The organism is Halonotius terrestris (assembly GCF_006861665.1).
Classification (GTDB): Archaea; Halobacteriota; Halobacteria; order Halobacteriales; family Haloferacaceae; genus Halonotius; species Halonotius terrestris.
In genome coordinates, this window is sequence record NZ_RKLU01000001.1 from 569,929 (window position 1) to 583,506 (window position 13,578).

The following is a 13,578-nucleotide window of genomic DNA, read 5'->3' on the forward strand; positions in this document are numbered from 1 at the left end:
TCGAAACGAAGGGGGTTCGTTGCCACGGACACCGTCGCCGCCGACCCGCTCACCGGGGTCGTCAAGTACGTTCGCCACCAACGGTCGCCAATGAGTGACGCGGAGTCCGGCCCTCTCCAGCCAGACCGCCCGGGCGAGGATCGGCCTTTCACCGTCGATGCCCCCTTCGAGCCGGCCGGCGACCAGCCCGACGCCATCGAGCAGTTGGTCGCTGGCTACGAGTCGGGAATGGACGANCAGACNCTGCTCGGNGTGACNGGCTCNGGGAAGACGAACACCGTCTCGTGGACCGTCGAGGAGCTCCAGCAGCCGACGCTGGTCATCGCGCACAACAAGACGCTCGCCGCACAGCTGTACGAGGAGTTCCGGGAGCTGTTCCCGGACAACGCCGTCGAGTACTTCGTCTCCTACTACGACTACTACCAGCCGGAGGCATACGTGGAGCAGACGGACACGTTCATCGACAAGGANATGTCNATCAACGAGGANATCGANCGGCTGCGNCACTCNGCCACCCGGTCGCTGTTGACGCGGGACGACGTGATCGTCGTCGCCAGCGTCTCGGCGATCTACGGGCTCGGCGATCCGAACAACTACCGCGAGATGGCCCTCGAACTGACGACCGGCCAGCGGATCGACCGCGACGANCTNCTCGNNNAGCTCGTCGACCTGAACTACGAGCGCAACGACGTGGACTTCCATCAGGGGACGTTCCGCGTGCGCGGCGACACGGTCGAGATATTCCCGATGTACGGCCGCTACGCGGTCCGCGTGGAGTTCTGGGGGGACGAGATCGACCGGCTNCNGAAGGTCGANACNNNCNNCGGCGAGGTNNAANNCNNNGAGCCGGCGGCCCTCATCCACCCCGCCGAGCACTACTCGATCCCCGAGGGAACTCTCGAACAGGCCATCGGGGAAATCGAGGACCTGATGGAGGATCGCATCCGCTACTTCGAGCGCGAGGGCGACCTCGTCGCCGCCCAGCGGATCGAGGAGCGGACGACCTTCGATATCGAAATGCTCCAGGAGACAGGCTACTGCTCTGGGATCGAGAACTACTCCGTTCACATGTCGGATCGGGAGTCCGGCGAGGCACCCTACACGCTGCTCGACTACTTCCCCGANGANTTCCTNNNNGTCGTCGACGAGTCACACNNNACCNTNCCGCAGATCAANGGNCAGTNCGNGGGCGACAANTCNCGNAANGACTCGCTNGTNGANAACGGNTTCCGGCTNCCGACCGCNTANGACAACCGTCCGCTGACCTTCGAGGAATTCGAGGACAAGACCGAACGAATGCTCTACGTGAGCGCGACGCCCGGCGACTACGAACTGGACCACTCCGCGCAGGTCGTCGAACAGATCGTCCGGCCGACGTACCTCGTCGATCCCGCCGTCGAAACCGCACCCGCGACCGGCCAGATCGACGACCTGACCGACCGGATCGACGAGCGGATCGCCCGCGACGAACGGACGCTCGTGACGACACTCACCAAGCGGATGGCCGAAGACCTGACCGAGTATCTCGAAGANNNCGGCGTCGNCGTCGNNTACATGCACGACGAGACCGACACNCTGGANCGNCACGANNTNATCCGNNNNCTCCGGCTCGGNNANATCGACGTGCTCGTCGGCATCAANCTNCTNCGNGANGGNCTCGANATCCCNGANGTNTCGCTCGTCTGCATCCTCGACGCCGACCAGGAGGGCTTTCTCCGCTCGGAGACGACGCTCGTCCAGACGATGGGCCGGGCGGCCAGAAACGTCCACGGAAAGGTCGTCCTCTACGCCGACGAGACGACCGACGCGATGGAACGTGCCATCGGGGAGACNCNNCGNCGCCGNNNGATNCANCGCGAGTTCAACGAGGAACACGGCCACGAGCCGACGACCATCGACAAGGCCGTCGGCGAAACGAACCTACCGGGGTCGAAAACCGACACCGGCGGCGTGGCGACCGACGCGCCAACGACCGACGACGAGGCCGCCCGGCAGATCGAGCAGTTGGAAGACCGCATGCAGGAGGCCGCTAACAACCTCGAATTCGAACTCGCGGCCGACATCCGCGACCGGATTCGGGAGTTGCGACAGGAGTTCGATCTCGACGGCGGTGACGAGGGTGTTGCACCCGAAACGGAACCCGAGTTCTGAGGCAGGATTGTCGTTGCCGATGCTGAGGCCGATTAACAGTAGTCGATCCCACGATCATCCGGTTCCCTGTTTTCCAGTTGCTCATCGATAGCTTTCACAACGTCGCCGATATCACGGCCAGCCTGTCGGACATAGATGATACCGGCATGATCGAGGTCCTCAGTTTCAACGAGGGAGAGGAAATCGTCGTCAAAGGTCACGAGAAGCCAGTCGTTTTCGAGGGCGTACGAGAGGTGTTCGTGGTCGGTATCGCCGAGTCGATCCTGTCCGCGAACGGTGTAGACGGTCCAGCCACGACGGCGTAAGCCATCGGCGACGGGAATCCAAATACTCTCATCACAGTACAGTGGCCTCATGCCTGTGCGGAATCCGGCGACCGAAAGCTGTCGATGTGGTCGTAGTAGTACGCGAGTGCGCGGTGTACGTCACTCAACGAGAGATCGGGGTACAACTGCGTGATTTCGTCTGGCTCGTAGCCGCTGTGTTCGTACGCACTCGCAACGTCTTTCACGCGGATGCCGGTGCCCTCGATCGTGGGCGCGCCGTCGCTGTGAGCCGCGTCCTGGACGATCCGCATACGTGTTCGTTCGGGCGGCATCGACAATAAGGGTATGGACAGACCGAGTGAGAGAGGCCGTTGCACCCGAAACGGTGCCCGAGTTCTGAGCGACAGCCGATCGTCAAACACTAGGAACCGCGGAAACGCCTTTGACTGTGCACCGCGACGGGGTAGATATGGACTCATCGTCGGCCGACGCCAGCCCGCAGTTCGACGAAATCGACCCGCCGCCGGCGGTCGACAACTGGCTCGATCTGATCGACTACCTCACCGGCGAACTCGCCGAAAACGAGGAGGCACTCGAATGCGAACTCGACGACGTGACCCTCGACGTGCCAATGCGGATGAGCCCCGACGCCGAAACCGCCCGCTGGAAGTTCGACGGCGACGTGACCGTCAGCCTCGGCGAGGTACGCGTGCCGCTACGGGAGTGGCGGGAATACTGGGAAAACGCCGAGTAGTTATTCCGTCTCGACCTCGGCTTCGAGTTCGGGTTCCTCGTCGTCAACCTCGACGCCGACATTCGAGTGATCGGCCTCCGTGAGATTCGTCAGCAGTTCGTCGATGTTGTCGAGGCCCAGAATTGAACGGGTTTCCTCGTCGAAATCTCTGCTTTCGAGTGCAGAGGCCGCCGACTGGATGTCACTCCCGCTGAGGTGGCCGCCGTAGCGACCGACCAGCGAGGTGAGTTCCTGCGGGATGATGAACGTCGAGGACGCGCCCTCGCCGATGCGTTCGAGGCTCTCCATCCCCCGTTCGATGATCGCGCGTTCGCCCATCGATTCGGCCGATTTGGCGCGAAGAACCGTCGAAATCGCATCACCCTGCGCTTCGAGAATCTGGCTCTGTTTGTCACCCTGCGACCGGATGATGTTGCTCTGTTTGGCACCCTCGGCCGTCTCGACCGCTGACCGGCGTTCACCTTGAGCTTCGAGGATCATCGCGCGGCGGCGACGCTCGGCTGAACTCTGTTGCTCCATCGCGCTTTTGACGCCGGCAGCGGGGCTGACCTCCCGGACTTCGACGGCCTCAACGCTGATTCCCCACTCGTCGGTCGGCTCGTCGAGATCCTGTCGGATGCGGCTGTTGATCATTTCCCGGCGGGAGAGCGTGTCGTCGAGTTCCATATCGCCCAACACGGCCCGCAGCGTCGTCTGAGCGAGGTTCGAGATCGCGGTTTCGTAGTCGTCGACCTCGAGAAACGCCTTTTTGGCGTCGACGATCCGGTAGTAGACGACGGCGTCGGCGGTCACTGGTGAGTTGTCACGGGTGATCGCCTCCTGTGGGGCCACGTCGATGACGCGCGTCCGCACGTCGAAGGCATAGGTGCGGGAGACGAACGGCGGGATCAAGTGGATGCCGGGCTCAAGCAGGCTGCGGTACTCGCCGAAGACCGTTAGCGCGCGCTTCTCGTAGGCGTCGACGATCTCGACCGCGCTGACGAGCGTGGCCGCGAGGACGAACAGGGCGAGCGCGCCGACAGCGACGATCGGATCGAGGCTAGCGAAGACGATCAGCCCGACGACGGCGGCTCCGACGGCGGCCAGCGTCCGCCAGACGCCGTCGGGAATACCGTCGCGGAGGGCTGTGAGCTCCTCAAGCTCCGAGCGGGAGGACATACTGAATCAAGGCGACGACGACACTTACGCCTATCCCCGGTGGCGACGCTGTTTCCGAGCGGCCAACGGGGCGGAGCGAACGGCACGAAAGGAGTGTTTTTGCGGCCGCGGCGACGAGCGAGGATGTGTTCAGCCTCAACGTCCCGGTGCCGGGAGCACTCCGCCGGCTCGCAAATGACCTCCAGCCACGGCTCCTCGATTTCGAGCAGGTTCGGGACGACCACACGCTCGTTGTCAAGCGGTTTCCAGAGGGTGAGTTGGCGAACGGCCATCCGGATCACCAGCTGGCGACGCTGCAGGAGCGGCTGCGACCAGTCATTAGCGGGCTGCCGGCCGTTGAGGCGAAAGTCACCGGCGTCGACGCCTTCGAACAGCCGCCGCGCGGCGACGGCCCGGTCGTCTATCTCGCCGTCGAGAGCCCCGGTTTGCATCGAATTCACCGAACGCTCGCCGACGCCTTCGGCGTGGTCGACGGGCTCGAAGGCGACGACTACACGCCGCACGTTACGCTGGCCCGCGGCGGATCGGCTGCGGCCGCGGCGGCGGTAGAACAGCTGCGAGAGCGGGAGATCGAACCGGTCACGTGGACGGTTTCGGAACTCGTGATCTGGGATTCGAGACACCGCAAACCAGCGGCGCGATTCGGGCTGCCGGCCTGATCGACGAGCCGCTTATTTACCGCGATTCGAGCCGCATCGCTACCGGCTCCTTCGGGTGCATGGTCAACGACCCCCGAAGGTCAAGCGCGTCGCCGAGGTAGTCGAGGCGGTACTCTTGGGCGACGGTAGCGAGGATCAGCTTGGCCTCAAGCATCGAGAACTGCTTGCCAATGCAGTGCCGCGGCCCGCCGCCGAACGGGAAGTAAGCGAAGCGGTGGCGGTCGGCAGCGCGTTCCGGCGTCCAGCGGTCGGGATCGAACGTCTCGGGGTCGTCGTACCACCGCGGCGAGCGATGGACAGCCCACTGCGGCAGCATGAGGCCGCTGCCGGCCGGAATCCGGTAGCCGCCGAGTTTGACATCCGTCGTCGCCTCGCGGAACAGCGAGTACACCGGCGGGTAGAGCCGCATCGCCTCCTTCAGCACCTGCTCGGTGTACTCCAGTTGCCGGACATCGCTGGCGGTCGGCGACGCGCCGTCGAGAACTGAATCGAGTTCGTCGTGGAGCCGACGCTCGACTTCGGGATGTTGGGACAGGAGATACCACGTATAGGTCAGCGTGAGCGCGGTCGTGTCGTGACCAGCCAGCAGCATGGTCATCATCTCGTCGCGGAGTTGGCGGTCGGTCTGCTCGCCGCGATCCTTGGCGCGGAGCAACAGCGAGAGCAGATCCATCGGTTCATCGGTGTCGGCATCGACCGGCGTTTCCGCGCCGGGACCGTAGCCGGTTCGCTGGCGGTCGGCGACGATATCGTCGATCACGGATTCGAGGTCGGCGATGGCGGCGCGGAACTCGCGGTTTTCGGGGGTTGGGGCCCAGTCAGGGATGAGTCGACGGAACGGGCTTGGCTCGAAGCGCGCACCCAGCGGTTCGAGGTTTTCCTGCACTGTGCGGATTCGCTCGTCACTGATGTCGGTGCCGAACATCGCGGTGACGATGATCCGAACGGTGAGCCGGGCCATCTCGATCTGAATGTCGAGGCGGTCGCCGGCCTGCCAGTCGGCCACCGTTGACTCGGTGTGCTCGACCATCATGTCGCCAAGCGTGCGGATGCGGCGACCGTGGAACGCGGGGTTGGCCAACTCGCGTTGCTGTTGCCATGTCTCGCCCTCGCTCATCAGCAGGCCGTCGCCCAGCAGGTCGTAGATCGCGTCGTCGCCGATATCGAGTTTCGGGAAGCGTTCGGGTTCGGTGACGAGGACGCGCTCGATGTCCGCTGGGTTGGTGAGCATGTACAGCGGGATCGGGCCGAGGTCGAAGGCGACGATGTCGCCGTAGGCCTCCTCGCAGGCCGTCATGAAGTCAAAGGGGTCGTCAGCGTACTGCTGGCCGTTGCCGAAGAGGGGAACGCCCTGCGGGCCCGGGGGCCGAATACTCATACGAACGGTTGGGTGTGCGCGTGATTAAGCGTTCGGCCGAACTAGGTAGACACCGCGAGCAGCATGGCATAGCATCGAAAGCAGGGAGTCGCCGACGCACACCGAAACCCCGTTTAGGGGTGACTGAAATAGAGCGCGTATGGCTACTATCGTTCCCGCATCGACGGCTCAGTCGCTGGCGGCGTCGCTGGCGACTGCGGGCGTCGGCTCGCTGACGACCCCGACCTACGACCGCTTCGCCGACGGCGAGACGCTGGCGGCTGTTCCCGACTTCGACGACGAGGAAGCGATCATCATCGCGTCGACCGTCGACAACGACGCCCACGTCGAACTGCTCCAGCTACAGGACGCTGTCCGCGAGGCGGGCGCGAGCGACGTAACGACTGTTATCCCGTATCTCGGCTACGGGCGACAGGACAAGGCGTTCAAACACGGCCAGCCCGTCTCGGCGCGCGCCGTCGCCCGGGCGATCAGCACCGGCACCGATCGCGTCGTGCTCGTCGATCCACACGAACCCGATGTAACGGAGTTCTTCGACGTGCCGACGAGGATCGTCAACGCCGCCGGACAGTTGGCCGCACCGCTGGCCGACCTCGACGATCCGCTGTTCGTCGCGCCCGACGAGGGTGCGACCGGCCTCGCTGAGGCGACGCGGGACGCCTACGGGAACGGCGACGTGGATTACTTCGAGAAGGAGCGCGATTACGACACCGGCGAGGTCGAAATCACGCCGAGCGACGCCGCCGTCGAGGGGCGCGATGTGGTACTCGTCGATGACATCATCGCCACCGGCGGGACGATGAGTGGGGCAATTGCAGCCCTCCACGACCGCGATGTGGCCCGCGTCTACGCCTGCTGTATCCACCCCGTCTTGGCCGGCGCGGCACGAACGAAACTCGCCGCCGCCGGCGTCGAACGCGTCGTCGGCACCGACACGCTCGAACGGACGGTCAGCGACGTGAGCGTCGCCCCCGCCATCGCCGACGCACTCGGCGAGTAGTGCGATGCGTCGCCAACGTTCATAGGCTCGCCGCCGCAATCACCGCGCATGCCAACGATCTTCGAGCAGATCGTCGACGGCGAGATTCCCGGTCGCATCGTCCACGAAACCGAAACCACGCTGGCGTTTCTCGACGCCAACCCGCTGGCCCGCGGCCACACGCTCGTCATCCCGAAAGATCCCTACGAGCGACTGGACGATATGCCGGCCGACATCGCCAGCGACGTGTTCAGCGTCGTCCACGAGCTGACGCCGGCCATCGAGGACGCGGTCGACGCCGACGCGACGACGATCGGAATGAACAACGGCGAGGCTGCCGGCCAAGAAGTGCCACACGCTCACGTCCACATCGTCCCGCGGTTCGACGGCGACGGCGGCGGCCCGATCCACGCCGTCTCGCCGAGCCGCCCGGACCTCTCCGACGAGGAACTCGACGAAATCCAGGACTCGATCGCAGATCGCTAACCCGGCCGTTGATTCGACTGCACTGGCCGCGGCCGAGCCGCACTGTTGGTCGCGTTATCCGGTAAAAAATGTCCACAAGGCCACAAAGTTGTTGTTTATCCAACTATTATATTACTCGGTGCTAGTACTGGGTGTTACAGCATGTCAGAAGATACCACGGACTGCCCCGAATGCGACGGCAAGCTACAGGCTGACGGCGACGAGACGGTTTGCAGCAACTGCGGCCTCGTCGTCGACAGCGACCCGATCGACCACGGCCCCGAGTGGCGATCGTTCAACGATAGCCAGACGAACCCTGAACGCACCGGCGCGCCGCTGACGGTCGCCCGCCACGACCGCGGGCTCTCGACGGAGATCGGCTACGACAGCGGACTCAGCGAGCAACGCCGCCGGCAGTTCGTCCGGCTGAGACGCCAGCACAACCGCGCCCGGGTGCGAAGCAAACGCGAGCGGAACCAGATCTACGCCTTTACCGAGATTCGGCGGCTGAGTAGCGAGGAGTCGCTGCCGACGCAGGTGCGGGATCACGCTTGCTCGCTGTTCAAGTCAGCGCAGGCCGAGAGCTTGCTTCGTGGGCGATCGCTGGAGGGATTCGCCGCGGCCTGTGTCTACGCCGCCTGCCGGATCGAAGAGCTATCGCGGACGGTCGAGGAAACCGTCACGACAGCCAAGGCCGACCGCGGGGAGTTTCAGGCCGCCTACGACGCGCTCAACCGCGAGTTGGGGCTGCCGGTCGCGCCGACGAGCCCCGCCGAATACCTCCCGCGATATGCGACCGAACTCGAATTGTCGTCAGAAATCGAACGCCGTGCTCGGGAGTTGGTCGAGCGCACCCAACGAGAGGGAATCGCCAACGGTCGGAATCCCAGCGGCGTCGCCGCGGCCTGTCTCTATACGGCAGCGAAGGAAGCGGACGCAGAGCTGACCCAACAGGAGGCCGCCGATATCGCGTCGGTCACGCCGGTTACGCTGCGAAACACGTTTCAGGCGTTGGCAGCTGAGCCGCCGCCACAGTAGGCGGCGAGCGGGGTGAGGCCTGCAGTGTCGAGAACTCAGACATCTCAGACCTCTTCGGGGACGATATAGAGGTCTTGGCCGTCCTTCAGCACCGGCAGCGTCTCGCTGTCGGGGTCAACGAAATCGGGCCGGGCGACGGTTTTCGCCTCATAGGTCTCGGGATCGAGCAGTTGGATCGAGTGTTCGTCTTCGACTGCCACGACCGTCGTGTCGACAGCGTCGCGTTTGTGGCCGATCGGTTCGACCGTCGGGAGGTCGCCGTTTTCGGGGCTCACCTCGTAGGGCTCGCCGGTCGTGAGCCGGCGACCCGAAAGGGTGTTGTGCGCGCTGGAGACGATCACCGGGCCGCCGCCGTCCTCGGGATCGACCACGTCGCCGGCGGTGTACTTCGGCAGGCGGGCGACGAAGGTGACCCGGTAGACCTCGTTGCCGTCGCTGTCCTCGGTGACCAGCGTCGGGTGATCCTTGACCGTGCCGCCGAAGCGGTCGGTGATCCGGTTGGCGACCGCCTGCCCGAGTTTGTTCGTCGAGAGCTTGATGTTCGGGCCGGCGTCGCTTTCGGTGTCGATCGAGCTGATAAACGCTTCTCTGTCCCCGTCGGCTTCCTTGCCGGCGACGTAGGATTCGGCGATTTCGATGGCTTCGGCCGCTTCTTCGGGCGTTGGCTCGCGGCCATCGGCGCGGACCTGCACGAGGCTGGCGTAGTAGCCACCGGCGATCCGGCCACAGCGGTCGCAGACCTCCTTGCCGATGCGAACCGGGACGATCAACTGTTCTTCGAGCAGGGTTTCGCGGACAACACCCGAAAAGGTGCAGTGCATCCGGATCGTCGTCTCGTCGACCTGTTCGGGCTCGACGCCCCACTCGACGTTCTCGGCGTCGATATGGACCGACAGCGACTCGCTGACGGCGTCGATAGCGATGTCGGTGTAATCCTCCGCGCCGACATCGACCCAGCGGTTGCCGCGGTGGACCGCGCCGCATCGCCCGCAGACAGTGACGTTGACGCGGTCGGGCGCGTCGATGAAATCGAAGGCGTCGAAGTAGCAGCTATCGCAGAGGGCGTCGCTGTCGGCCCGCGGCGCGCCGGGGCGTGGTTCGGCCCGCTCGGCGACTTCGTCGCCGCACTCCGGACAGAACCCGCGTGACTGCGTCATCTCATGAGGAATAGCGGCGTCGACTGTTTAAGCGGCGCGAATCGCCGCAGCCGATGCCGGTGCTCAAATAAGGAGCATAAATACGTAGGTCGGCCAGCCGATCAGCCGCCCCCTGGTGGACTGAAAGGGCGAGGCTCTCTCGGCGAACCCCGGTGACGTAAGCACTGCAGGAGCGAGCGGAGCGAGCGACGAAGCGCGCAACGAGCCGCGGGAGCCGAGAGAGTCGAGGGCTTTCTACACCTGATTCATTCACGTAGTTCCGTATCCGACTACCACGTATAGCGACCTAATCGCTTATGTGCGGAGGGCCGCAGGGTGTAGGTATGGGCGAAGGCTACACCGTCGGTATCGATCTGGGGACGACACGCAGCGCGGTTGCGTACGTCGCTGGCGGCGATCCGGAGGTGATCACCACGGGCAACAGCGGCGAGTCCGTCATCCCCTCGGTCGTGCAGTTCGACGAGGACGGCGCGGTCAACGTCGGCCAGACGGCCGCGAATCTGGCGATTCAACACCCCGATCGAACCGTCACCGAGATCAAACGCGAGATGGGCAGCGAGGAGCCGATCGCCGTCGCCGGTGAGGAGTACTTGCCCGAACAGATCTCCAGCCTGATCCTCGAACACGTCGTCGAGGAGGCCGAAGCGAGCATCGGCCGCGATGTCGAGGGCGCGGTGATCACGGTGCCGGCGTACTTCGACGACACGAAGCGCACCGCGACGGAATCGGCGGGCGAGATCGCCGGCCTCGACGTGAAACGCCTCCTACCGGAGCCGAGCGCGGCATGTCTGGCCTACGGCCTCCACGAATCGAAACTCGGCGAAAGCGAGGCCGAACTCGCCTTCGTCTACGATCTCGGCGGCGGCACCTTCGACGCGACACTCGTCGAGATCGACTACGAGATCAACAGCGTCGAAACCCTCCACACCGCCGGCGACAACGACCTCGGCGGCAGCGACTGGACCGACCGGATCGTCGAGTGGATCACCGAGGGGATCCACGCCGACACCGACGTTGCCGTCGAGGACGACCCCGAGCAGTTGGCCCGCATTCGACAGGAAGCCAAAAGCGCGAAACACCGGCTTTCGGACCTGAACTCAACCGAGGTCAGCGTCCCCTTCGTCGTTCCCGAGCAGTCCTATACGTTCTCCGAGGAGCTGACCCGCGAGAAATTCGAGGAACTAACTGCCGATCTCGCTGCGGCGACGACCGACCCCCTCGACGATCTCTTCGAGCGCGCCGACTACACGCCCGATCAAGTCGATAAGGTCCTGCTTGCTGGCGGCTCAGTGCGGATGCCCCACATTCAGGAGCTCGTCAGCGACTACTTCGAGCAGGAGGCCTCGATGGAGATCAACCCCGAGGAGGCGATCGCCCTCGGCGCGGCCATCCAAGCCGAAATCATCGACGAGGACGGCGCGGACGCCGCGGCGATGCTGCCCGGCGAGACCGACGACATCGTCCTGATCGACGTGGTGCCGCAGTCGCTTGGAGTTCGGCTCTCGGATGGCTCGATCGACCACATCATCGAGCAGGACGAGCAGATTCCGACCTCGACCCGGAAAGAGAGCTACGGCACTGTCGAGCCCGGCCAGACCTCGGTGCAGATCCGGGTCTATCAGGGTGAAGGCGACACAGCCGAAGAGAACACCAAGATCGGAACGGCCGTCCTGCGGGATATTCCGCCGCGGCCGCCGGGTGAGCCGTCGCTGGCCGTCGAGTTCCGGATCACGACCGACGGCCGCCTCGAAGTGACCGGCGAAGACCTCAAAACCGGCAAACAGGTCGAAACGGCAATCGAATCGGCACTCCACCACTCCCCCGAAGAGATCGACGACCTCGGCGAGCAGTTGCCCGCGCTGAACGAACCATAACGGGATGAGCGACAGCTACGAGGGGACGCCGTCGGCCGATTCCTACTACGAGCGACTCGGCGTCGAGCGGTCGGCCAGCGACGAGGAAGTCAACAGGGCCAGCAAGCGCGCCAAGCGGGCGGTCCACCCCGACAACAACAGCAGCGAGCAGGCGACCGCCGAACGCGAGTTCGATCGTGTGACCGACGCCAGCGACGCGCTGACCGACAGCGGCTCGCGGGCGGCCTACGACACGTTCATCGACGATCAGGGGCCCGACACCGGCACCGAGCTCTACGAGGAGTGGGACGCCGGCGGCCGGCCGCGACCGCCGAGCGAGTGGCTGTCGGAGCCGCGGTCGGCGTCGTCATCAACGACAACGTCAGCGTCGGCGACGACCACGACTGATTCGACGGCAACTGATACTTCACGCGCACGCACGCAAGAGGAGCGACGACCGAACCAACGACAGCGACGCAGCGAGCAGCGGACGACGGAGCAGGCTGGACGCGCGGCAGCCGACGCAACCGCTGACGCGACCGGTCAGCAAGCAGCCGCCGAGGGCGACACCGCAGGCGACAACACGACGCCGTCGGCGACACCCAACCGCGCCCCGGAGAGCGTGTTGGGCGAGGATCCCGAAGAGATGTACAGCAAGTACGTCCTCGATTCGGATGCGGAGTGGGGGTCGCCGGAGGCAGCACCTGCCGGAACAAGCCAGCAGGACAGCAATGAGGATACCGTCACCGCGCGGTACGTACCGACACCGATCGATCGATTCGTCCGCGTCGTCGTCAACACGCCGCTCGGCTCGTTGCTCGCCGTGTCGATCCCGAAATCACGGCTGCTTCGCGGCGCGATAGCGGTGGTTTGGCTCGCCGTCGCCGTCGTGTTCGGCCCGGTTGTGGAACTCCTCGCTGGGCTGCCGTTTGTCTTGTTTCCGCGGATCGGTCCGTGGCTGTACACGCCGCTGGCCGCTGTGGTGCTCCTCGCACCGACGGCAGTTCCACTGGAAACGTCGGCGGGCGTCGTTGCGGTGTTGGTCCTGTTCTCAATTGGGTACTACCTGTTGGTACGTGGCTCGCGGCTCGATCCGTACGCCCGGTAGGAGGGTGTCAGCCGCGGTAGCCGCAGTATCGACGGCGATAACTGCACGCTTCGGTAAGGTTTAGCCCGTCGAACGATTAGCCCCGTGTATGCAATGGAAAACAGACTGGGGACTCCGTGGTCGGATGGTCCTCACGATGTTCCTGCTGTTTGCCCTCTACATCGTTTTCATCGGTATTCTGTCGCAGTACACCAGCCTCCTCGGCATGGTCATCATGATGGGGCTGTTCTCGCTGGGACAGTACTTCTTCAGCGACAAACTGGCCCTCTACAGCATGGGTGCGAACGTCGTCGATGAAGACGAGGCCCCCGAACTCCATCGGACGATGGATCGGCTCTGCCAGCAGGCCGACCTCCCGAAACCACAGATCGCTATCGCCGACTCCCAAGTCCCGAACGCGTTTGCGACGGGGCGAAACCAGAAGAACGCGACGGTCGCCGTCACCAGCGGCCTCATGCGAACGCTGGATCAAGAGGAACTTGAAGGCGTCCTCGCNCACGANCTCGCNCACNTCAAGAACCGCGACGTNNNGGTGATGACCATCGCGTCGTTCCTCTCGACGATCGCNTTCNTCNTCGTCCGNTGGGGCTGGCTNTTCNNCGGCNNCNGCNG

At 64.6% G+C, this 13,578-nt stretch carries 13 protein-coding genes and 1 pseudogene (1 of these 14 only partly in view); 9 read left to right on the forward strand and 5 right to left on the reverse strand.

Going from position 1 to position 13,578, the window contains the following annotated elements; translation table 11 throughout:
- Positions 1–90: 90 nt before the first annotated feature.
- Positions 91–2,151 carry an excinuclease ABC subunit UvrB gene (gene uvrB / locus EGH24_RS03020; protein WP_142978685.1) on the forward strand — a complete coding sequence of 687 codons (2,061 nt, stop codon included), beginning with the start codon at positions 91–93 and terminating at the stop codon, positions 2,149–2,151.
- 32 nt (positions 2,152–2,183) lie between these two features.
- On the opposite strand, the gene EGH24_RS03025 is transcribed toward uvrB, so the two are convergent.
- On the reverse strand, positions 2,184–2,507 hold the full coding sequence (locus EGH24_RS03025) for a DUF5615 family PIN-like protein (RefSeq protein WP_142978686.1): 324 nt from the start codon (positions 2,505–2,507) through the stop codon (positions 2,184–2,186).
- Complete coding sequence (locus EGH24_RS03030) at positions 2,504–2,728, reverse strand: DUF433 domain-containing protein (protein WP_142978687.1); 225 nt, start codon at positions 2,726–2,728, stop codon at positions 2,504–2,506. Before EGH24_RS03030 ends, EGH24_RS03025 begins: the two co-directional genes overlap by 4 nt.
- A gap of 158 nt (positions 2,729–2,886) precedes the next feature.
- On the opposite strand from EGH24_RS03030, the gene EGH24_RS03035 reads away from it, so the two are divergent.
- Positions 2,887–3,171, forward strand: coding sequence for a hypothetical protein (locus EGH24_RS03035; protein WP_142978688.1), 285 nt, complete (start codon positions 2,887–2,889; stop codon positions 3,169–3,171).
- Here EGH24_RS03035 and EGH24_RS03040 read toward each other — a convergent pair whose 3' ends face one another.
- Complete coding sequence (locus EGH24_RS03040; RefSeq protein WP_142978689.1) at positions 3,172–4,329, reverse strand: SPFH domain-containing protein; 1,158 nt, start codon at positions 4,327–4,329, stop codon at positions 3,172–3,174.
- A 125-nt stretch (positions 4,330–4,454) separates the two neighbouring features.
- Here EGH24_RS03040 and EGH24_RS03045 point away from each other — a divergent pair, with 125 nt between their 5' ends.
- Positions 4,455–4,988, forward strand: coding sequence for a 2'-5' RNA ligase family protein (locus EGH24_RS03045; RefSeq protein WP_142978690.1), 534 nt, complete (start codon positions 4,455–4,457; stop codon positions 4,986–4,988).
- A 16-nt stretch (positions 4,989–5,004) separates the two neighbouring features.
- On the opposite strand, the gene EGH24_RS03050 is transcribed toward EGH24_RS03045, so the two are convergent.
- A complete protein-coding gene (locus tag EGH24_RS03050) occupies positions 5,005–6,366 on the reverse strand; it encodes a cytochrome P450 (RefSeq protein WP_142978691.1) in 1,362 nt (453 codons plus the stop codon).
- A 139-nt stretch (positions 6,367–6,505) separates the two neighbouring features.
- Between EGH24_RS03050 and prs the strand changes: the two genes are divergently transcribed.
- The 3 genes from prs (at position 6,506) to EGH24_RS03065 (ending at position 8,848) form a co-directional block, all read left to right on the forward strand.
- A complete protein-coding gene (gene prs / locus EGH24_RS03055; protein WP_142978692.1) occupies positions 6,506–7,366 on the forward strand; it encodes a ribose-phosphate diphosphokinase in 861 nt (286 codons plus the stop codon).
- Between the two features lie 48 nt (positions 7,367–7,414).
- Positions 7,415–7,831, forward strand: coding sequence for an HIT family protein (locus EGH24_RS03060; RefSeq protein WP_142978693.1), 417 nt, complete (start codon positions 7,415–7,417; stop codon positions 7,829–7,831).
- Positions 7,832–7,972: 141 nt separating this feature from the next.
- The gene (locus tag EGH24_RS03065; protein WP_142978694.1) at positions 7,973–8,848 is read left to right on the forward strand and encodes a transcription initiation factor IIB; all 876 of its coding nucleotides are present in this window, start codon (positions 7,973–7,975) and stop codon (positions 8,846–8,848) included.
- A gap of 44 nt (positions 8,849–8,892) precedes the next feature.
- Here the strand turns inward: EGH24_RS03065 and EGH24_RS03070 are convergent, their stop codons facing one another.
- The gene (locus tag EGH24_RS03070) at positions 8,893–10,005 is read right to left on the reverse strand and encodes a 60S ribosomal export protein NMD3 (protein WP_142978695.1); all 1,113 of its coding nucleotides are present in this window, start codon (positions 10,003–10,005) and stop codon (positions 8,893–8,895) included.
- A 323-nt stretch (positions 10,006–10,328) separates the two neighbouring features.
- Here EGH24_RS03070 and EGH24_RS03075 point away from each other — a divergent pair, with 323 nt between their 5' ends.
- The 3 genes and pseudogenes from EGH24_RS03075 to htpX form a co-directional block, all read left to right on the forward strand.
- The gene (locus EGH24_RS03075; protein WP_185903216.1) at positions 10,329–11,879 is read left to right on the forward strand and encodes an Hsp70 family protein; all 1,551 of its coding nucleotides are present in this window, start codon (positions 10,329–10,331) and stop codon (positions 11,877–11,879) included.
- Between the two features lie 4 nt (positions 11,880–11,883).
- Positions 11,884–12,966, forward strand: a complete 1,083-nt coding sequence (locus EGH24_RS03080; RefSeq protein ID WP_142978697.1) for a J domain-containing protein — start codon at positions 11,884–11,886, stop codon at positions 12,964–12,966.
- 88 nt (positions 12,967–13,054) lie between these two features.
- A pseudogene (gene htpX / locus EGH24_RS03085) lies at positions 13,055–13,578 on the forward strand (zinc metalloprotease HtpX) (it continues 349 nt past the right edge of the window).